Consider the following 20,751-nt stretch of genomic DNA (forward strand, 5'->3'; position numbering starts at 1 on the left):
ATAGATTGCTTATTAACAAGGACCATATAAAGCAACTAAATAGAGGTTATCAAAGAAAAGAAACTGACTTTCTTCTCCTACTCTTTATTCCTCTTTGTGCTGATTGTTTTTCTTCTGCCTATATTCATTCCAATACAGAGCCACTGAAGGAATACTTTGAATAATCAACATTCTAAAAATATGATTCGACATCACAAATGCGGCATCCACGTTCATTGTGATAGCGGCAAAAGTCATGGCTTCCATACTTCCCGGAGCCCATGCTAATACTAATGTTGCCCAAGGAACTCCCGTTAGATAAGCAGCCCCATATGCCACCATTACCGTTAAAATCACATTAATAATAACCACTTGAACAGAAGAAAATGCGTTTTTAATTAGTGAGGAAAATGGAAAAACAACAAAATGTGCCCCGATATTCATGCCAATTAGAACCATACTCAATTCATTAAGTAACATTGGAAAGGCAATAGGTTCACTGACAAAAGATTGAATAAGTATTGCACTACCTAATGAAGTCAACATAAAGGGTGCCGGAAATCGGATTTTCTGTAATAAAAGCCCAGTACCTAACCCTAAAACCACAATCAATAATAACCACAATAATGAAACCAATGTCATTTCGGGTATAGCAAACTCAGGCATATTGGCTTTATCAGATCCTACAATAAAACCTGCCAGAATAATCAACACCATTAAACGAATGGTATGAGAAATAACAATTTTTTGTGGTGGTGTTTTAGTGTGATCAGTCAATGCCAAAATAGCAGCCATAGCGCCAGGCACAGCGCCTAACATCGACTCTTCTTTCGTCCAACCAATATGGCGGTGGAACCAAAAATAACTCACAAAAAACTGAATAGCTAAACAAACAACAAGAGTCAGTAAAAGAATAATTAAATTATCAGCACTTCCTAAATGAACTTGATTAAACATCAAACCAACCGATGTTCCTAAAGCAAGCTGAATAAATGTTAATGTATGCTTAGGAACTGCAAGTTCCCATTTAAAACGATAGGCAATAATAACAACGATAATTGGCCCAAACATCAAAGCCATGGGTAAGCCGGAGAGAGTGAGAGCGCCACCAATTAAAGCACAGAACAAAATACCTGGTAGAGTTTTTAAAAACGACATGTTGTGTTACTCAGCTTTTTTAATTATGGTTTATCCTAGCATTTATATAAATATTTAATAACCAAATAGTGGTAATGTAATTATTACTATTCTTAATATTAAGAGCTAATTATGTCGTTAAAAATCACCACTCATCCTACGCATGATGAGATCAATGAAATTTATGAAGGTTTATTAACGCATAACCTTCACTATATTCATATGGATCAATACACACCTCTTGCTGTCTTTAAAGAAGATAATGATAAAAAAATAGGTGGGATCACCGGTGATATTTTAGGAAATTGGTTACGTATTCGCTATTTATGGGTAGATAAAGCCCATCGTGGAAAAAATATTGGCACCGAATTGCTCCATGCAATGGAAAATGCAGCCAAAGAGAAAGGGGCTAAATATGCAGAAGTCGATACATTCAGCTTTCAAGCTCTTCCTTTTTATCAAAAGCAGGGATTTGAAATATTTGGCACTCTAGAAAATTATCCTATTAGCGATAAGAAATATTATTTAAGGAAAGATTTATAATATTTTAAACTTAATCATTATTAATCCAATTTTAGTGCATTTAGTTTTTCTATTTGCATTATTACTGAACTCAACTTTCTTAACGTTATTCGTTAATTTAAAATGCATACAATAGAAATCAATTAACTTTTTTTAAGAAAAGAGATTTTTTAATGAAAAAAAGGAAATAAAAAAGATATCATTAAATGATATCTTTTTTAGTTTATTCATTTATTTATTGGCAATCTTTAAAAGGGTTAGTCTTTAAAGACAATTTAACTGTCGTTATCCAATGACTACTCTTTTAGATCGTTATACACAGTCGCTCTTGAAACACCAAGGTATTGTGCAGTAATTTCCATTGCCTTACGCAGTGAAAGATAACCTTCATCCTGTAAACAGAGTAGTAATTCACGTCGCTGATGTGGTTTTAATGCTCTTGGTGTAACAGAATAAGTTGCCGAAAATTCGTCAATACGTTTTTTCAGCGAATCTTCTGTCACTGAGCTAAAGGTTTCAATAATGTCATTACCTTCTTCAAGGGTTGCAAATTGGTTAAGTACCATTTGCAATCCTTTGATCATTGAAATATCAATATTTAAACATAATGCCGCAACATAATTCCCTTGTTTATCTTTAATGCCGATAGACGTGCTTTTTGCGGTTCTACCATCAGGAAATTGATTTGGGTAATTAGCCACAATTTGTGGGAAGTCAGACGATTCAATACGTGCCATTCCCAATTCTGTTGCTCTATCCCCAACTTTTCTACCTGATAGGTTATTTTCAATGACCATAATGGTATTTTCACTATCAGTTAGATCATGAAGTACAACCTCACAGAAAGGCGATAATGTTTTACCAATGCCTTGTGCAATAAATTGTAGTTGTTCTACCAGCCACTCTTGGTCTTCTGTTTTGTGTGACATAACGATCCCTGCAATAGCTAAAACGTAAATGATTTATACAATTTTAACCGATTTATTCAAATAATTAATCGTTATCTGCAGGATAATCAGATTTTGCCTGATTTAGAATAGCTTTTGCCATCCATTGAGTCATATCAATGACCTGTTGATCATCCATTTTCCAGATATCTTTCATTACCAAAAAGACTTCTGACCCATAAATTAAAGAGAACGATTTAATCACTTTATCCCACATTTCTTGAGGATAGTGTGCTTTTAAAGGTTCAATAACTTTGAGTAAAATCTCTTTACGGTGACCACGAATAAATCGTTTTTCTGCATATTCACTTGATTGTCTCTCTTTTGCCCATTGCTGTAATGAAACTTGCAAAGCACCACGCAGTGCACCTTCATGTTTAAACATTTGTGGATAGGCAAGATTGAGCAATTCAGTAATGCGTTGTTGCGTATTATCTTCGGGAGTTGGTGTCCATGCAATGATCGGCGCTAAACTTGCATCAACCGTGGCACTAATTAAATCACTTTGTGTGGGAAAATAACGATATGCGGTTGCCCTCGAAACACCTGCATGTGCAGCTAATTCTGACACTGTCGGTAACATTCCTTGCTCAAAAAGCCCCAACGCTGTTGTTACCAATAATTGATAGGTTCTTTTTCGTGTACCGGACATGGCATCCGTTTCATCACTGTAACTCATAGAAAATCCTTCGTTATTCCTACACTTTGTATGTCTGGGCTTATCTTAAGCTAAATACTCACAACACTTAACGTTTACTTTAGGTGATTAATTACACCTTATCGACCTTTAATGTGCAAAAAATAAAAATAATGAGACAGGAGTCTCAAAATAGTGCTATGATAAATGAAACTCAAGTCTCATTATGATTATAATCTATCCGTCGATAATTATAAAAGGTATGGGAAGGCTTATGAAACAGTATGCTGGTTCTATTTATATTGCCACAACGCTTGATACTAAAAGTGCTGAGATTTTTTATGTCAGTGATTTAATTAAAAAAGCAGGCCTTCCTGTTAAGACCGTTGACTTGACAACCAAACCCACGACACTCGCACGAGAAGCGGATGTCACAGCAACCGAAGTTGCTCGTTTTCATCCAAATGGCCAAGAGGCTGTTTTCTGTGGTGATAGAGGGAAAGCAATAGAAGCGATGTCAGTCGCTTTTGAACACTATTTAACTCACTGTGATGATGTCTTAGCCATTCTTGGACTAGGCGGCTCAGGGGGGACGGCAGAGATTACACCAGCAATGCAATCTCTGCCAATTGGTGTACCTAAATTGATGGTATCAACGATGGCGTCTGGCGATATCTCAGGCTATATCGGTGCAAGTGATATCTCAATGATGTATTCCGTTACAGATGTATCAGGCTTAAATCGTATTTCTCGTAAAGTTTTAAAAAATGCAGCGAATCAAATCGCTGGTGCTGTTTATTTTTACCAAGAAGAGCATGTTGTCGATAAGCCTGCGGTAGCACTGACCATGTTTGGTGTAACCACCCCTTGTGTACAACAACTCACACAAAAACTTGAAAATAATTATGACTGCCTTGTTTTTCATGCAACAGGAAGTGGCGGCAAAGCCATGGAAAAACTGGTAGACAGTCACCTACTTCATAGTGTGTTAGATCTTACAACAACCGAAGTGTGTGATTACTTGTTTGACGGTGTACTTGCTTGTGATGAAGACCGTTTTGGTGCAATCGCCCGCACCAAAACCCCTTATATAGGTTCTTGTGGCGCATTAGATATGGTGAACTTTGGTCGCCCTTCTAGTGTTCCTGAGAAATATAAAGGACGTCAGTTTTATCATCATAATGCACAAGTCACCTTAATGCGCACAACACCAGAGGAAAACCGTAAATTGGGTATTTGGATCGCTGAAAAAATGAATCAGTGTGAAGGCCCATTACGGTTTGTATTACCACAGGGCGGTTTTTCTGCTCTGGATATTGAAGGGGGTCCTTTTTGGGCTCCAAAAGCAAACCAAGCATTTTTTGATGCATTTATAACAACATTTAAAGAGACAGAGACTCGTCAATTAGTCATCAGTCCTTATCACATAAACTCAGCTGAGTTTACTCAGCAAATTTATGATTTACACCAGGAACTTATTTGTTAACCACGGAGAAAGAAGAATGACTCATTCACGTGAAACGTTACTAAAAAAATTCAACGAAATGATTGCACGCCATGAACCAATTATTGGTGGTGGTGCAGGTACTGGCCTGTCCGCTAAATGTGAAGAAGCGGGTGGTATTGACCTCATTGTTATTTACAATTCAGGTCGTTACCGTATGGCTGGTCGAGGATCTTTAGCGGGTTTGTTAGCTTATGGTAATGCTAATGAAATCGTTATGGATATGGCAAAAGAAGTATTACCTGTTGTTAAACAGACACCTGTACTTGCAGGAGTAAATGGCACAGATCCATTCTGTAACTTTGATAAGTTTTTAGATGATGTCAAAGCTACTGGTTTTGCAGGCGTACAAAATTTCCCAACTGTTGGTTTAATTGATGGTAATTTCCGGGCAAATTTAGAAGAAACGGGTATGGGTTATGGGCTTGAAGTAGATATGATCCGCCAAGCTCACGAAAAAGATCTATTAACCACACCTTATGTCTTTAGTCGTGAAGATGCCATTGCAATGACTGAGGCCGGTGCCGATATTATTGTGCCACATATGGGATTAACTACTGGCGGTAACATTGGTGCAGAAACTGCATTAACATTAGCGGACTGTGTTCCTTTAATTAATGACTGGGCAAAAGCAGCGAAAGCAGTACGTGCAGATGTTATTGTGCTTTGTCATGGTGGCCCGATTGCAACACCTGAAGATGCACAATATATCTTAGATAATTGTCCTGATTGTCATGGCTTCTATGGTGCAAGTTCTATGGAACGTTTACCAACAGAAGTGGCATTAACCGCAACAACAAAAGAATTTAAAAGTATTAAACGCTAATTCAAAATCATCAAGTTTGCCTAAGCGTTAATCCATATTGCCCACGTTATGTGGGCAATATTTTATACAAAGAGCCCTAATTCAAATTAGACTAATTTTGCAATTAATGTATTTAAATCACCCGCTAAAAAATCAACAGGTGGAATTTCAATAACGGTATAAGCCCCCGCACGTTGTTTCATACTAGCTCTTGCCGCTGAAACCATAAATTGAGACGTCAATGCAGGATTGTTAATACGCATTGAATATTCAAATAATTGATTATGGGTTTTACCCGAAACACCTTTATGGGTCATATGAACACCATGCCCAACATCTTTTAAGCTATCGACACAATCAACTTGCTTCACATGGGTTTCATCCGAAGAGAAATAGCTATCCGCTTTAATTGCTTGCTCTACTTGATTAAAATCTACACCCGCTTCTAATTCGACATAAACCATACGACGGTGAACACCCGTGCCTAGTGGAATGGTCATTGAAAGTGCATCTTTGACGCCATCAATGGCCTTAGCCGCAACGCTGTGCCCCATACTCATTCCTGGCCCAAAGTTAGTATAAGTAATCCCTTTTGGCGCCATAGCTAACATTAAAGTACGAACAATAGAATCAGAGCCTGGGTCCCAACCCGCTGAAATAACAGCAACACGATCATGTTTTTTAGCTACTTCATCTAATTCTGTTTTTAATGACACAATTTCGCTGTGAACATCAAAACTATCTACTGTATTAATGCCTAAGCCTAAAATAGATTTAGCTAACTCTTTAATTGCACGAGTTGGTGAACATAAGAGAGCAACATCAACATTACCTAATGTTTTAATATCGTTAGTTACGGTAATATTTTGCAATTCTTCTGGGATGTTGTTTATATCACGACGAACAACCCCTATTAATTCAAAATCTTGAGCAGCTTGAACCGCTTCTAATGCAAATCGACCAATATTGCCATAGCCTACAATAGCCACTTTTATTTTAGTATTCATTAATTCCCCTGACTTTAACGTTAATCATCTCTTAATGATAATAGTGATTACTTATCAATGAATAAACCATATAAATATCTTTTTTGCCAGATAAACATTATTTGCGCTATTCCCTTATAAACAAACCTTGTAGAATCCCTCTTCTTCCGACACGTTTATATTAATAAATCGATTTCACTCTGTTTTTAAGAAGGTTTTCAATGCATCAGTCTGATGTAGCGGATCGCTCGCTTTTCTCTCTTAGTTGGCCAATATTTATAGATATTTTCCTACATCTAGCCACACTATTAATTAATACTTACATGGTAAGCCACGTTTCCACCGCTTACTTAGCCGCGATGGGCGTCGGTAACCAAGTTTTTGATCTTTTCATCACCATTTTTAGTTTTATTAGTGTGGGATGTAGCGTCGTTATTGCCCAATATTTAGGTGCAGGTAAAAAAGAAAAAGCCAGTCAGGCGATCCATATCTCCATTGCATTTAACTCATTACTGGGGATAAGTAGTGCGGTAATTATTCTCTTTTTTGGCTACAACATTCTTAATTTAATGAATACACCATCTCACTTGGTTCAAGATGGTTATAATTACTTGCATATTATTGGTATTTGTCTTATTCCTGAGGCAATTTCAATTATTCTTGCTGCATGTTTAAGAGTTTATGGCAAATCCAAAGCTGCCATGTATGTCACATTGATCGCTAACATTGTTACCGTTATTGGTAATATGATCGTACTTTATGGCTTCTTTGGTTTACCTCAATACGGATTAGTCGGTGTTGCTTGGTCTACTGTTGTTGGTCGTATTATTGCCGTTATTTTATTATGTGGGTTATTGTTCTACGGCTTACGCATTAAATTTCAAGCAAGACAACTTTTTATCTGGTCTAAAAATATGTTAGGGAAAATCCTACATATTGGTTTACCAGCTGCTGGTGAAAATCTAGTTTGGATCTTACATTACATGACTGCATCTGCCTTTATTGGTTTAATGGGTGAAGTCCCTCTTGCAGCACAAACACTTTATTTCCAATTGTCATTATTTTTAATGCTCTTTGGTATTGCAATTAGTATTGGTAATGAAATTCTTGTGGGACATTTAGTTGGCGCTAAACGCTTTGATGATGCCTTTAATCGTGGTTGGAAAAGTTTAAAAACTGGTGTGATATTCACAATTGGGGTAGTTATTATTTATTGGTTTATGCGCGATCCTATTTTGTATTCCATTACAGAAGACCAACGCATTATCGACCAATTGATCCCACTGTTTATTTTGTCTGTCTTTTTAGAGCCAGGTCGTACTTTTAATATCGTAATGGTAAATGCCTTACGTGCCGCAGGCGATGCTAAATTTCCTCTTATGACAGCAATTTGCTTTATGTGGGGTGTCGCTATTCCTGTGGGTTATTTCCTCGGTATTAAGATGGAAATGGGTCTAATTGGTATCTGGATTGGCTTTCTTTGTGATGAGTGGTTACGCGGATTAACTAATGCATGGCGTTGGCGCTCTCGTAGATGGCAAGCTAAGCGTTTGGATATATAATATTTAACGGCCTGATAATATTACTATCAGGCCGTTAAATCGATATTTTGCTAAAATTTAAATAATCCCTTCTTTATCATATTGTGCTAACACCAAACTAATTATTGAGTTTGATATGTCATTAATTTTTTCTATATCTTTAATTTTAGATAAATTAATTCTCTTATTATATTCTTTTGCTAACTTAGAAAAAAGAGTCGTTAAATAATAGTCACCCCTACTTTCTTTACTGATTAATTCATTCAATGTAATTTTATTTGTTTCTAACAAAAGTCTATTTTTAAAATTAGGATGTTCAATTAATTCTGATAGTTTTATTACTATTTTTGTTTTTACTTTTAAAAAATCACTTTTCAGCTCAATTTTTAATGTATTAATTTCTTTATTAATAAGCTCTTTTATTTTTTGAGAATTAGTTTGATTTACTAATTGAACTAAAGAAAAATATCTATCAGTTTTACTTTCATTTCTATTACCTAATCCTTTATGCATAACATCATTTGTTATTTCCTCACGCCCTGTTATTTCATCCATAATTAATTCATTAATTATTATTTCTTTTGTTGACACATTATCTTTATTTCTGATTTTATATTGATGCTCAAATAATGTCATTGTTTTATTATTTTCTATAATAAAAGGAACTATTTGAGATAATTCGTTATTATTTTTTATATCATTATTCTCATTATTTATCTTAATAGAATATTTATCTTCACTGCAATTTTTCTTATTTATCTTAGAAGAACTATAATATTTATCAAAAGTGACATAGACCGAATCTGAATCTGAATCTGAATCTGAACTATCAATCTCCTCATAATCATGGTCTGAATAAATATCATCAATGTCTTTTTCCAAATAATTAATTTCGCCTCCCATTTCCATATAAACAGATTCTTCTCTATTTTCTGAGTGAATTTTCGGATCTGTATGGCTGTTAAATTTATTTACTGAGTTTCTTATTGATAAGATTGGATTATATTCCACATAGATATCTGTATCCACTGAACTAGTTGATAAAACAGAAGAAACTCTTTGTAATTGAGTGCTTATATTTGCAGGACACATCATTATTATCCTATTTATTTAACATGATCATATTCTATAATTTATCATTTTATCTACTATCATTTATCTACCATTTATAGATTTAATTATTATCATCAATAGATAAGAACCAATATTTTTATATAGCTCTATGTACTTTTAATTATTTCATAAGTTTAAAACAATAGTTTATCGTCGTTTTTTGTTAAGAATCGGTATCCTTTTTAAATTTAACTTTTATTAAAACCGTAAAAAACAATTAATAAAATATAATTATTATAGACATCAAATCATTAAAATAAGTAATGAGTTTATTTACCCTCTTAAAAAATATTATTTTTAATATATCTTTTTTATGATTGTGATCACAGAAAACCATCTCAAAAAGGTAAGTAAAAATAACCTCACCCACAAAAAACACTAATTTTTTTAATAAAGAAAAAACCAAAAATTAAATATTAATCAACATTAAACTTTTCTTGCAAAAATAATTATTTTTCTCTAATTCCCTATTGTTTTTTTTATGATACAAGTAGGTGTTAGTCTTTTCTAATAAATGAAATAAGTAAGTATTAGTACAAAGAATACAATTAAAAACACAATGGAGTCTTGTCATGAATCTCGTTGAACGGTTTATTTCTTATACAAAAGTTAACACCACCACAAATAGGGAAAATGGCGCTGCGGGCATTATGCCTTCTTCAGAAGGTCAGCGAGTCCTAGCATTACAATTAGTTGAAGAACTCAAGGCTTTAGGTGTTGAGGATATTAAGATCCGCGATACTGCGATTGTTACCGCAACACTACCTTCCAACCTTGATTATGAAGTGCCTACTGTTGCTTTCTTTGGTCATTTAGATACCAGTGCTGAACAAACTAATGATACCAAAGCGCAAATCTTACCTTATAAAGGTGGTGATCTTTGCTTAAACAAAGAGCTCGATATTTATCTACGTCAAAGTGAATTCCCAGAATTAGAAAACTATATTGGTGACGATATTATCGTGACGGATGGCACCAGTTTATTAGGCGCTGATGACAAAGCCGCAATTGCTTCAATTATGGATATGTTGCAATACTTTAAACAACATCCTGAAGTTAAACACGGCACAGTGAAAATTGGTTTTGTGCCGGATGAAGAGCAAGGTTTACGTGGTGCAAAAGTCTTTGATACTAAAGAATTTGGTGCTGATTTTGCTTATACTTTAGATTGCTGTGGTATTGGCGAGTTAGTGTATGAAAACTGGAATGCAGGGGATGTGGAAATTACCTTTACTGGTGCTTCAGCCCATCCAATGTCTGCGAAAGGTAAATTAAAGAATTCGCTGTTAATGGCACATAAATTTGTTGCTATGTTACCGGGTGGCGAAGCACCTGAATATACTGAAGGCCGTGAAGGTTATTATTGGGTAAAACAATTAGCCGGAAATAGTGCACGTACCGTATTAAAAATGGATGTACGTGATTTCACCGAAAAAGGTTATGCCCACCGTATGGCATTTTTAAAACAACTTTCAGATTATTGTGAAGGTTTATGGGGCGAAGGCTCTGTTACTTGTAAACTCGCTGACCGTTATGCCAACGTCTTTAATAGCCTACAAGGTGATAATCGCTACCCTATCGATATTGCGGTTGCCGCTTATGAAGCTAATGGCATTACTCCTCGCCCAATTCCAATGCGTGGTGGTTATGATGGTGCAGCCCTTTCTCAAAATGGCTTACCTTGTCCAAATATCTTTACTGGCGCTCATAATTTTCATTCTATTTATGAATATCTGCCTGTTAAATCCCTTTATGCTGCCAGTGATGTCTTAAAGTCTGTCGTGAAGATCACTGCAGAACGCTTTGCGCCTGGAGCTAAAGCATGATCCAAATTCTTGCGGTCTTAGTCGTCGTTGTTATTGTCGCTAGGATGATCTTGAAAGGATATAAAGCAGAACCTGTTTTGTTAGTCGCTGGTCTAGCCTTAATGGCGCTAACCATGATGTTTGGTTGGGGAGATATTCTTCCTAAAAATGTCAAAACAACAGGTATTGGCTGGTTAGATCCCTTTGAAGTCATGCGTGATCTCTTTAGTAGTCGTGCCGCTGATCTTGGTTTAATGATCATGGCACTGATGGGATTTGCGCATTATATGGATCATATTGGTGCCAATGAGGCCGTTGTACGAGTTGCAACTCGCCCATTGAAAAATATGCGTTCGCCTTATGTGTTGCTATTTTTCTCTTTTCTACTCGCAAGTATTTTGCAACTTGCTATTCCTTCAGCAACGGGATTAGCTGTTCTATTAATGGGTACGATGTTCCCGATTATGATAGGACTTGGTTTATCTCCAGCATCGGCCGCGGGTGTAATTGCAACTTCATTAGGTGTCGCTTACACCCCAACGGCTATTGACGCTATTCGAGGTGCAAAAGCGGTTGACTTAGGTGTTGTTGAATACGTGCTTTATTACCAAGGGCCTGCAGCAATTGCAACCGTGCTAGCTGTTGGTATTACACATATCTTCTGGCAACGCCATTGTGACCGTAAAGCAGGGTTTGTTCCTCAATTAGGCAAAATGTCTGAAGAAGCAAAGAGTGATAAAAACGTACCCGGCTTTTATGCCTTACTACCAATGTTACCGATTATTATGGCAGTAGGTTCATCAAGCCTATTTGTTGAAGGCATTCACCTTGACGTGGTCACTATTGTATTGATTTCAATGGCAATTTGTATGCTAATTGAAACATTACGTTTACGTGATTTTAAATCAGTGTGTGCGGGCTTCCAGAATTTCTTAAAGGGGATGGGCTCTGCATTTAGTAACGTTGTAGGGTTATTAGTCGCCGCGGGTGTCTTTGCTCATGGTATTAAAGTGAGTGGTGCAATAGATAGCCTGATTGTGATGGCGGAATCTGTAGGCTTGCCGCCATTTGCTATGGCATTGGTCTTCGCAGTCGTGACATTAGCTGCTGCAATTATTATGGGTTCAGGTAATGCTCCTTTCCTTGCATTCGTTGAACTTATTCCACAAATTGCACATAGCATGGGTGTCAACCCAATTGCGATGATTTTACCAATGCAACAAGCGTCACATATGGGACGAGGTATGTCTCCTGTCGCAGGAGTTATTATTGCAGTATCTAGTGGTGCTAAATTGCAACCGTTTGATGTTGTAAAAAGGACGGCGATCCCACTTATGGTCGGCTTTGTATTCCATAGTGCTATTATTGCTATCTTCTATTATTAATAAATATACCTGAAGTAATATTTCTTACTTCAGGTTATTTTCAAATAATAAACATTATATTTTCTCAATAATCTGAATTTATATTCAAAAAAAACAACAATTAATATAAACATAAAAAATTAACAAAATAACAGAAAGTTATTTTTATACTCCAAAAAATAAAGAGCCTACTATTTTCATTGTTAAAATAATGGTGTGATATTTAATTACTATTCATTACTCTTTATTTTAACTATTCAGAGTTAGCCCACTTTAAGTATGATAGTTATACTAGCAATAGGATCGTGTATTCGTTCTATTGCTTTTTTATTTAATTTTATATTTATAAAATTAATTTATTTAATTCACTTATTATTTCATTGGTTCATTTTAAACCAATGAGCAACTGACTCTCTTTTTTCATGTAAATTAAAACAATGACAAAGTGAATTTATGTGTTTTTCTCTAAAGTAGAAAAAATTACCAACACTAAAGACAAAGAAGGTAATATTTTCTCAAATTTTATTCAATGCTAGTAAATTCAGAAAAAACTTTCTCTCATAAATTCAGTATGATGAAGAGAATAAAAATAGAATAACCTATTGAATTTTCATACTGTTTATTGGGTGCATGCAATGAAAGAACAATTATCTTCTCGTTGGAAAATATTGATAGCGGCAGTAAAACAACAAGTTAAACCCGCTTTAGGTTGTACAGAGCCTATCTCACTTGCATTAGCGGCTGCTACCGCAGCAAGTTATCTTCAACACGCTATCACTCGCATTAGTGCTGAAGTTTCCCCGAACTTAATGAAAAATGGTATGGGCGTTACCGTACCAGGAACTGGAATGGTGGGGCTATCTATTGCTGCTAGCTTAGGGGCTGTTGGCGGTGATAGTAAAGCGGGTTTAGAAGTATTAAAAAATGCCACACCAGAACATGTAAAACAAAGCAAAGCGCTGCTAGCTTCTGGTATTGTTAATGTTGCTATTAAAAAAGCGTGCCAAGAAGTTCTTTATAGTGAAGTCACTGTTGAAGATGGCGAAAACAGTGCAACTGTCATTATTGCAGGCAATCACACCAATATCGTTAAAATCATTCATAATGGTGATGTTGTTCTTGATAACACTTGTGATAGTGCAGAACAATCAGCATCGCCTTGCGAAATAAAAGAAACACTAACCCAAACAAATACCCAAGAAATTTATCAATTTGTTACTCAGGTACCTGTAGAAGAAATTTCTTTTATTCTTGAATCAGCACATTTAAATGATGCACTATCAAAAGAAGGTTTGAACAATAGTTATGGTTTACATATTGGACAAACTTTACAACGCCAGCAACAACGAGGCCTATTAGCAAAAGATCTATTATCAGAGATCATGATCCGTACATCTGCTGCATCTGATGCTCGTATGGGCGGTGCAGTTTTACCCGCCATGAGTAACTCAGGCTCAGGCAATCAAGGTATTGCCGCAACAATGCCGGTTGTGGTCGTTGCTGAATATTTACAAGTTGATGAAGAGAAAATGGCAAGAGCATTAATGCTTTCCCATTTACTGGCTATCTATATTCACCATAAATTCCCCGCATTATCTGCATTATGTGCAGCTACAACAGCATCAATGGGCGCTGCAGGTGCAATTGCATGGCTAATGGATGAACGCTATGAATCCATGGCAATGGCGATTAGTAGCATGATTGGTGATATTAGTGGTGTAATTTGTGATGGTGCTTCAAATAGCTGTGCTATGAAAGTTTCAACCGGTGCAAGTGCCGCTTATAAAGCTGTATTAATGGCTCTTGATAATACATTTGTGACAGGTAATGACGGTATTGTGGCACATGATGTTGACTCAACGATTGAAAACTTATGTGCGTTAGCAAGCCGAGCAATGCAACATACCGATATTCAAATTATTGAGATTATGGAATATAAAGCCGTTGCTAATGGCTAATTTCAGTGATTAAAAAAGCACCCCATAATAGTTATTATTATGGGGTGAAACATAAGATCCTAGGAACAGGACCCTCCTCAAGTCAGGAGCTTATCAATATTCGTTACTGCTATTTACGGCTATACTACGGTTACTTCTACTACTTACTTCGTACTACTTTCTAACACTCACTACAGGGTATTAGGTTAATGTGCATTTTCTTGCGTACTTGGCATTAATGCATCAAAACTAGCTCTTATCTCATCTTCTGGTAATTGAATACCAATAAAGACCAATGTGCTTTCGCGAATTTCATCTTCATGCCATGCTCTGTCCCAATCAGCACTATAGAGGCGTTGCACACCTTGGAATAACAAGCGATTAGGTTGATCTTTAATATTTAATATCCCTTTATAACGTAAAAGATTATCAGCAAAGCTTAATAATAATTTTTCCATTACATCGGAGACTTTTTGTAGCTCAACGGGATAATCAAATTTCAGTACAATAGAATGGATATCATCTTGTTTTTCTGGCTGAAAGCGGAAAAGAGGCTGTTTTACTTCAAGGTTATCATTCAACATAAAACCTTTTACATTAAACAATAAACCTAAATCAATTTGTCCATGAATAACGGTATTAACGGGTGCTCTTGCATTAATGCGTCTTAATCTAGCCATTAATTCGGGTGATGCTGGTGCAACATCAGTTTTTGTTAATAAGATGCGATCAGCATAACCAATTTGAGATTGTGCAATAGTAAATTGATCTAATTGTTGTTGAGCATGAATATTATCAACAAGAGTAATAATCCCATCTAACAAATAGCGTTGACAGATCACCTCATGAGAAAAAAATGTTTGGCTAATAGGGCCGGGATCAGCCATGCCTGTACATTCAATAACTAACCTATCAAACTCAATCTCACCACGATCAAGACTGTCACATAAGTCTAATAATGTGTCTTCTAATTCATTCGATTTGCTACAACAAATACAACCATTGGTAAGTGTTTTAATTTGAGTGGCTCTATCACCAATAATTTCATCATCAATAGGCACTTCACCAAATTCATTTTCAATAACAGCGATTTTATAACCATGCTCTTCATTAAGCATATGACGCAAAAGCGTTGTTTTTCCTGATCCTAAAAAACCAGTCAATATCGTCACTGCAATAGGTTCCATTATGTGTCTCCTTTACAGATTATTAGCAACAGCGAAAACCGCCTTTACCATCACCACCACCATAACGGGCTTCCTGACGTTCACGGAAAAACTCGTTATAGGTCATAACTGGCTTATCAGGATGGTTATCTTTCATGTGCTGTACATAGTTATCATAATCGGGAATACCTATCAGCATACGAGCTGCTTGCCCTAGATATTTTCCAGCTTGTCCTAAATTGCCAAACATAAGTTTCTCCTAAACCCCGTACCAGCTAAACCAGTACGGGGTTAAACTATTTACCTAATATTAGTGACCTGAGGACACTTTAACGTCTTTTGGCATAGGAACATACGGTGTTTCTTGTGCTGTTTCTTCTGGGTTTTTACGCGCTTTCATTGCGGTACGGAAACCGTAGAAAATGATGCTGTAAACAACCACTAAGAACAGAATACTTAAGCCCGCATTGGTGTAGTTGTTAATTACAATATGATTCATATTGGTAATTTCAGCCGCAGTTAAATCGGCACCACCTGCTAAGATCTTCGCTTTGTATTCATTTGCTAAGTAGAAGAAACCTTCCATTTGTGGGTCATCGCTGAGCAGTTTCAGACCTAATGCCCATGTTGTACAAATTAATAGCCATACCGCAGGAACCACAGTTACCCAAATATATTTAGTGCGTTTCATCTTAATTAAGATAACCGTACCTAATACCAGTGCAACAGCTGCTAACATTTGGTTTGAGATACCAAATAATGGCCATAAGCTCTTAACACCGCCTAATGGGTCAACAACACCTTGGTATAACAGATATCCCCATAAGCCTACACAACCCGCTGTACCAATAACACCTGGAATGAACGAATTTGTTTTCTTCAAGTAAGGAATAAAGTTACCTAATAAGTCTTGAAGCATGAAGCGACCAGAACGTGTACCTGCGTCTAACGCGGTTAAAATAAAGAGCGCTTCAAACAAGATCCCAAAGTGATACCAGAAGCCCATATCCGCAGCAGGAATGATTTTATGGAATACCATCGCGATACCAACCGCTAAGGTAGGCGCACCACCAGCACGGTTTAATACAGAAGGTTCACCAATATCTTTCGCTGTTTGTAAGATTTCTTCTGGAGAGATAACAAAGCCCCATGAACTGACTGTTGCAGCTGCATGTACAGTAACTTCTTTTAACTGCCCCATGATAACAGCTGTATTTTCACCACCTAATTCATGTAGGTTCGGCATCGTAATGCCTAAACCTGATGGTGGGGTATTCATTGCAAAATACAGACCTGGTTCAATGATAGATGCAGCGACTAATGCCATGATCGCAACGAATGATTCCATTAACATTGCACCATAACCAATAAAACGAGCATCCATTTCATTTGCGATAAGCTTAGGTGTTGTACCTGAAGCTATTAGGGCGTGGAAACCAGAAACGGCACCACAGGCGATAGTGATAAATAAGAATGGGAATAAAGCCCCTTTCCATAATGGTCCAGTACCATCGATGTATTGAGTAACAGCTGGCATTTTTAGTTCAGGGTTTAAAATCACAATACCCACAGCTAAACCAACGATAACACCAATTTTCAGGAAAGTTGCTAAATAGTCACGTGGTGCAAGAATTAACCATACTGGTAATAATGCTGACACGAAAGCATAACCAATAAGACCAAAAGTAATTGTTGTATCTTTAAAGGTTAACGCTGGGCCCCAGAATGGGTCGTGAGCAATAACACCACCAAACCAAATCGCCGCAATCAGTAAAACAATACCAATAACTGACACTTCACCCACACGACCAGGGCGAATATAGCGCATGTAAATACCCATAAATAAGGCGATTGGTACTGTTGAACAAACAGTGAACACTCCCCATGGGCTTTCAGCTAATGCTTTAACAACAATAAGTGCAAGCACAGCAAGAATGATGATCATGATAAGGAAACAGCCGAATAAAGCGATAGTACCCGGAATTGGCCCCATCTCTTTCTTTATCATCTCACCAAGTGAGTTACCATTACGGCGTGTAGAAATAAACAACACCATAAAGTCTTGTACTGCACCCGCTAACACAACCCCTGCTAATAGCCAAAGCGTACCGGGTAAGTACCCCATTTGAGCAGCAAGAACAGGACCAACTAAAGGACCAGCTCCAGCAATAGCCGCAAAATGGTGACCAAATAAGACATAACGGTTGGTCGGAACATAGTTCAAACCATCATTGTTAATAACAGAAGGTGTCGCTCTCGTTGGGTCAAGCTTCATCACTTTTTGAGCGATATACAGACTGTAATAACGATAAGCAACTAAGTAGACGGCAACAGAAGCGACAACTATCCATAGCGCACTAACGTGTTCACCACGGCGAAGTGCAACCACTGAAAGACAAAAAGCACCGATGATCCCGAGGATCACCCAAGGTACGTGCTTTAAAAATGCATTTTTGTTCATGAGACACCTTTTTTTCAGGCAAGACCGAACAGCCAAAGAGTAATGCGGGTCAGCAAAGAATGATTTGAGCGAATCTGAGAGATAACTGCCCGCAGCTACATAATAAGAATTTTGACTCAGGAATGGTGTGACTAAATCGCTTAGCGGTTGTATACCGAATTAAGCGGTCTGTTTTCTCAGTTAAGTGGTTTTGCTGTTTTCAAAAGACGTTTTTTTTGTGATCAAGATAACAATTTTATGTCTTTCAATAAGTTAGAGAATAAGGAAAGATAAAAAAAACGCCTCAAGATCAACAAAAAAGGCGTTTTTTTATAACATTATTTAAACAAAGTGAGGTTATTGTCCAAATTGAACAGATATCAAAAGCACATTACCTTTTCGAGAAGGTGAGCCATTAAATCGCCACTGATAAGCAACATCAATCACTGCATTGTCAATATTCATGTCATCACTACTGGTTTTTAGCATTACCACAGTAGGAACACCTTGAGGATCAACATCAAGTTGTAAAATCATATCGCCCGTTTTAGGTGCAGTAATTGGAGCATTTACTTTCGGTAATAACTGAGTGCTATCTTTGATATTTGCCGATGCAAAATCGACACTAAAGGTACGGTTTGATGGCTCAGTTTTGTCGGTATTTAAAGGCAAGCGAACCACTTTGCTATTCGGATCTGATGCCGGTATCGCTCGTTGAGCCAATTGGATTTGCGTTAAGTCATCGCTGAGATAATCATCTGAAGGCTTAGCTTCAACACCTTCTGGCAAATAGCGCATATCCATTCTTGCTCTCAAAGTTTGGTAACGTTCTAAACGAGCACCTTCAAGAGTATTTATCACCATCCTCATTTCCAGCATTTGCATGACAGAACTAATGCTTTCTTGTGACTTTTGCTGTGCAGCTTTCGCAAATGCGCCCGCTGCAACTTCAGGATCTTCATCTAGCCACGTTATCCCCCAACCTAACCAAACGTCTTCACGATTTGGATTTAGTGCAATAGCTTGCGCAAAATGGCTACGTGCTTGTAATAACAAGGTTTGCCAATACTCTTTATTTTGTGGGTAAATATCAGGAGATTGAGATAAATTATTTGTTCCCACATTGTAATATTGCAATTCAAAGCGGGCTACCATTCTTACAACATCTTCATTATCTTGATGAAGTGCCAATTTTTCATTTAAGAAACGTAGACTATTATCCCAACTTTCGTGGTTATTTTTTCCATTAGGTAATGTCTGGATCTCTTTTAAAATATTTTGTAATACCGCCCGTTCTTCTTGTTGTTGCGCACGTTTTGAATAAATAGAAGAATAGGGATCATAGGTAGAATGCGATGACGATTTACTCGACTCTTTTTCTGGTGCCTGCTTTTGTAGACCTATGAACGCATTTTCAGCACTCGAAATACCTTTAATGCTTTGCCTTGCATAAGCTTTCGCCAATGCAATTAATGTAGGTTGTTGTTTAATAGTGTAGTCATTCCAACCAAGACGTGTACTTTGAAAACGAACGGTAACGCGTTGATGATACCCCTCTTTTGTTGGCATAAAACGCCAGCCACGAGCATCACTTAATGCTTTCGCATCAAACACATTGTATCCACTGCTTTTTTGTACCCAAAGACTTAAAACGTGTCCTTGAGGATCAACATCAACGGATAAAATCGTTTCTGCAATAGGAATATATTGCCCAACAGACGGGTAATGCATTTCCGTCCAGTTCTGTATTTTATTTGGTGAATCAACAAGAACGATCCCAGGATATTCCCTATCATTCATCATTGATTTCCATTCGACATAAGTCTCATTGTTATTTGCTATTGCATAAGTGACAGGCAGTACTTTTCCTGCCAGCTTAGCCACCGCATCAGGAATTGCATTCTTTTGTCGATATAAACGGTCTTCTATCACTCGTGCTTGAAGGATTTGATAAATCTGACGTTGATTTTCTGTCAATTCAGAAATCGCTTTTTCAATAAGCGGTTGTAATGAAGGATCCTGATGCCCCAATTTGTCATATTTTAGCGTATCGGCAACCATTAATGCAGCCATTGCTTTTTCTATCTGCATATTGGGTGGCGTATGAGCAATATAGGTTAATGCTAACGTTTGCCATGCTTCCGGTACTAATGGCGCAGTAATAATAGCGTTAATACCTGATTGCACTAATCTTTCATTACTACTTGTAAGAAGCGATGATAATGCTTGAGCAATAATAATTTCGGGTTGATTCAGCAACCAGTCACCATAAAAAGAGAGCGTTTTAATTGCCTCTTTTTGTTCTGGTGTTCCTTTTATATGAGTCAGATACGCCTCTTTAGCTTGCATTGCGGAAGTTACATCATCCGTTAAATAAACAAGTCCCGGTAATTCGATGCGTTTCTTTTCAAGATCTTTGAGATACCCCAGTGTTTTAGGCTGATTCACAACTATCGTTTTAATGATGTTATCTTCAGCATTAATCACGCTATAACGAAAATCACTCCACTGCGATTGTTCTATATTTTGTAAAACAAAGCGGCGACGATCTTCTAATTCACTATGAGGAATGATTGAAAATGAAAGACTAAATGTCGTTAGAACAACAAAAACGCCCCCAAAAAAATAGAAGATATTTTTAGCGCGCCACGATTGCAATAACATGACAATCGTCATAATGGCAGAACCTAACCATAATCCCAGCAAGAAATTACGCTCATCGAAACGAACTGATGAGGGAAGGATCTTGATACTCACGCTGTCAATAGTGCTAATGATTGAAACTAATAATGCAGGTAACCAAAAAGGAAATAAGAGTGTGGCGATCCCAACAATAATAAGGATCGGTTTAATTGTTTTATTCATATG

16 protein-coding genes are annotated in these 20,751 nt (G+C 36.9%); 7 read left to right on the forward strand and 9 right to left on the reverse strand.

What is annotated here, in order from left to right; translation table 11 throughout:
* Positions 1 to 84: 84 nt before the first annotated feature.
* Positions 85 to 1,137: an AbrB family transcriptional regulator gene (locus DK866_RS04860; protein ID WP_109407950.1), complete on the reverse strand. Its 1,053-nt coding sequence runs from the start codon at positions 1,135 to 1,137 to the stop codon at positions 85 to 87.
* A gap of 111 nt (positions 1,138 to 1,248) precedes the next feature.
* Between DK866_RS04860 and DK866_RS04865 the strand changes: the two genes are divergently transcribed.
* On the forward strand, positions 1,249 to 1,659 hold the full coding sequence (locus DK866_RS04865) for a GNAT family N-acetyltransferase (RefSeq protein WP_109407951.1): 411 nt from the start codon (positions 1,249 to 1,251) through the stop codon (positions 1,657 to 1,659).
* A 275-nt stretch (positions 1,660 to 1,934) separates the two neighbouring features.
* On the opposite strand, the gene DK866_RS04870 is transcribed toward DK866_RS04865, so the two are convergent.
* Both DK866_RS04870 and DK866_RS04875 read right to left on the reverse strand, forming a co-directional pair.
* Positions 1,935 to 2,567, reverse strand: a complete 633-nt coding sequence (locus DK866_RS04870; protein ID WP_006535016.1) for a helix-turn-helix transcriptional regulator — start codon at positions 2,565 to 2,567, stop codon at positions 1,935 to 1,937.
* A 64-nt stretch (positions 2,568 to 2,631) separates the two neighbouring features.
* The gene (locus DK866_RS04875) at positions 2,632 to 3,264 is read right to left on the reverse strand and encodes a TetR/AcrR family transcriptional regulator (protein WP_072069348.1); all 633 of its coding nucleotides are present in this window, start codon (positions 3,262 to 3,264) and stop codon (positions 2,632 to 2,634) included.
* Positions 3,265 to 3,496: 232 nt separating this feature from the next.
* Here DK866_RS04875 and DK866_RS04880 point away from each other — a divergent pair, with 232 nt between their 5' ends.
* The gene (locus DK866_RS04880; RefSeq protein WP_109407952.1) at positions 3,497 to 4,708 is read left to right on the forward strand and encodes a Tm-1-like ATP-binding domain-containing protein; all 1,212 of its coding nucleotides are present in this window, start codon (positions 3,497 to 3,499) and stop codon (positions 4,706 to 4,708) included.
* Between the two features lie 16 nt (positions 4,709 to 4,724).
* The gene (locus DK866_RS04885) at positions 4,725 to 5,552 is read left to right on the forward strand and encodes a phosphoenolpyruvate hydrolase family protein (RefSeq protein WP_109407953.1); all 828 of its coding nucleotides are present in this window, start codon (positions 4,725 to 4,727) and stop codon (positions 5,550 to 5,552) included.
* Positions 5,553 to 5,638: 86 nt separating this feature from the next.
* On the opposite strand, the gene DK866_RS04890 is transcribed toward DK866_RS04885, so the two are convergent.
* Positions 5,639 to 6,538 (reverse strand): diaminopimelate dehydrogenase, encoded by a 900-nt coding sequence (locus DK866_RS04890; protein ID WP_109407954.1) that lies wholly within the window; start codon positions 6,536 to 6,538, stop codon positions 5,639 to 5,641.
* 200 nt (positions 6,539 to 6,738) lie between these two features.
* Here DK866_RS04890 and DK866_RS04895 point away from each other — a divergent pair, with 200 nt between their 5' ends.
* Positions 6,739 to 8,079 carry an MATE family efflux transporter gene (locus DK866_RS04895; protein WP_109407955.1) on the forward strand — a complete coding sequence of 447 codons (1,341 nt, stop codon included), beginning with the start codon at positions 6,739 to 6,741 and terminating at the stop codon, positions 8,077 to 8,079.
* A gap of 57 nt (positions 8,080 to 8,136) precedes the next feature.
* On the opposite strand, the gene DK866_RS04900 is transcribed toward DK866_RS04895, so the two are convergent.
* Positions 8,137 to 9,150, reverse strand: coding sequence for a hypothetical protein (locus DK866_RS04900; protein ID WP_109407956.1), 1,014 nt, complete (start codon positions 9,148 to 9,150; stop codon positions 8,137 to 8,139).
* A 593-nt stretch (positions 9,151 to 9,743) separates the two neighbouring features.
* On the opposite strand from DK866_RS04900, the gene pepT reads away from it, so the two are divergent.
* The 3 genes from pepT to DK866_RS04915 all read left to right on the forward strand — a co-directional run bounded on the left by pepT (position 9,744) and on the right by DK866_RS04915 (position 14,298).
* Positions 9,744 to 10,997: a peptidase T gene (gene pepT / locus DK866_RS04905; RefSeq protein ID WP_109407957.1), complete on the forward strand. Its 1,254-nt coding sequence runs from the start codon at positions 9,744 to 9,746 to the stop codon at positions 10,995 to 10,997.
* Entirely contained in the window at positions 10,994 to 12,361 is a 1,368-nt protein-coding gene (gene dcuC, locus DK866_RS04910) for a C4-dicarboxylate transporter DcuC (RefSeq protein WP_109407958.1), read from the forward strand. Before pepT ends, dcuC begins: the two co-directional genes overlap by 4 nt.
* Positions 12,362 to 12,975: 614 nt before the next feature.
* A complete protein-coding gene (locus tag DK866_RS04915; protein WP_109407959.1) occupies positions 12,976 to 14,298 on the forward strand; it encodes a serine dehydratase subunit alpha family protein in 1,323 nt (440 codons plus the stop codon).
* Between the two features lie 185 nt (positions 14,299 to 14,483).
* On the opposite strand, the gene yjiA is transcribed toward DK866_RS04915, so the two are convergent.
* The 4 genes from yjiA to DK866_RS04935 all read right to left on the reverse strand — a co-directional run bounded on the left by yjiA (position 14,484) and on the right by DK866_RS04935 (position 20,748).
* On the reverse strand, positions 14,484 to 15,464 hold the full coding sequence (gene yjiA, locus DK866_RS04920; RefSeq protein ID WP_109407960.1) for a GTPase: 981 nt from the start codon (positions 15,462 to 15,464) through the stop codon (positions 14,484 to 14,486).
* A 22-nt stretch (positions 15,465 to 15,486) separates the two neighbouring features.
* On the reverse strand, positions 15,487 to 15,693 hold the full coding sequence (locus DK866_RS04925) for a YbdD/YjiX family protein (RefSeq protein ID WP_004245057.1): 207 nt from the start codon (positions 15,691 to 15,693) through the stop codon (positions 15,487 to 15,489).
* Between the two features lie 60 nt (positions 15,694 to 15,753).
* On the reverse strand, positions 15,754 to 17,904 hold the full coding sequence (locus DK866_RS04930) for a carbon starvation CstA family protein (RefSeq protein ID WP_109407961.1): 2,151 nt from the start codon (positions 17,902 to 17,904) through the stop codon (positions 15,754 to 15,756).
* Between the two features lie 336 nt (positions 17,905 to 18,240).
* Entirely contained in the window at positions 18,241 to 20,748 is a 2,508-nt protein-coding gene (locus DK866_RS04935; RefSeq protein ID WP_109407962.1) for a TonB family protein, read from the reverse strand.
* Positions 20,749 to 20,751 lie beyond the last annotated feature (3 nt).

The organism is Proteus genomosp. 4 str. ATCC 51469 (assembly GCF_003144375.1).
In the GTDB taxonomy this organism is placed as follows: Bacteria; Pseudomonadota; Gammaproteobacteria; order Enterobacterales; family Enterobacteriaceae; genus Proteus.

Coding starts and splice junctions, on each gene's coding strand:
- DK866_RS04865 (WP_109407951.1), top strand. CDS start 1,249: ATGTCGTTAAAAATCACCACTCATCCTACGCATGATGAGATCAATGAA.
- DK866_RS04900 (WP_109407956.1), bottom strand. CDS start 9,150: ATGTGTCCTGCAAATATAAGCACTCAATTACAAAGAGTTTCTTCTGTT.
- DK866_RS04885 (WP_109407953.1), top strand. CDS start 4,725: ATGACTCATTCACGTGAAACGTTACTAAAAAAATTCAACGAAATGATT.
- DK866_RS04935 (WP_109407962.1), bottom strand. CDS start 20,748: ATGAATAAAACAATTAAACCGATCCTTATTATTGTTGGGATCGCCACA.
- DK866_RS04880 (WP_109407952.1), top strand. CDS start 3,497: ATGAAACAGTATGCTGGTTCTATTTATATTGCCACAACGCTTGATACT.
- DK866_RS04915 (WP_109407959.1), top strand. CDS start 12,976: ATGAAAGAACAATTATCTTCTCGTTGGAAAATATTGATAGCGGCAGTA.
- pepT (WP_109407957.1), top strand. CDS start 9,744: ATGAATCTCGTTGAACGGTTTATTTCTTATACAAAAGTTAACACCACC.
- DK866_RS04860 (WP_109407950.1), bottom strand. CDS start 1,137: ATGTCGTTTTTAAAAACTCTACCAGGTATTTTGTTCTGTGCTTTAATT.
- DK866_RS04930 (WP_109407961.1), bottom strand. CDS start 17,904: ATGAACAAAAATGCATTTTTAAAGCACGTACCTTGGGTGATCCTCGGG.
- yjiA (WP_109407960.1), bottom strand. CDS start 15,464: ATGGAACCTATTGCAGTGACGATATTGACTGGTTTTTTAGGATCAGGA.
- DK866_RS04895 (WP_109407955.1), top strand. CDS start 6,739: ATGCATCAGTCTGATGTAGCGGATCGCTCGCTTTTCTCTCTTAGTTGG.
- DK866_RS04870 (WP_006535016.1), bottom strand. CDS start 2,567: ATGTCACACAAAACAGAAGACCAAGAGTGGCTGGTAGAACAACTACAA.
- dcuC (WP_109407958.1), top strand. CDS start 10,994: ATGATCCAAATTCTTGCGGTCTTAGTCGTCGTTGTTATTGTCGCTAGG.
- DK866_RS04925 (WP_004245057.1), bottom strand. CDS start 15,693: ATGTTTGGCAATTTAGGACAAGCTGGAAAATATCTAGGGCAAGCAGCT.
- DK866_RS04890 (WP_109407954.1), bottom strand. CDS start 6,538: ATGAATACTAAAATAAAAGTGGCTATTGTAGGCTATGGCAATATTGGT.
- DK866_RS04875 (WP_072069348.1), bottom strand. CDS start 3,264: ATGAGTTACAGTGATGAAACGGATGCCATGTCCGGTACACGAAAAAGA.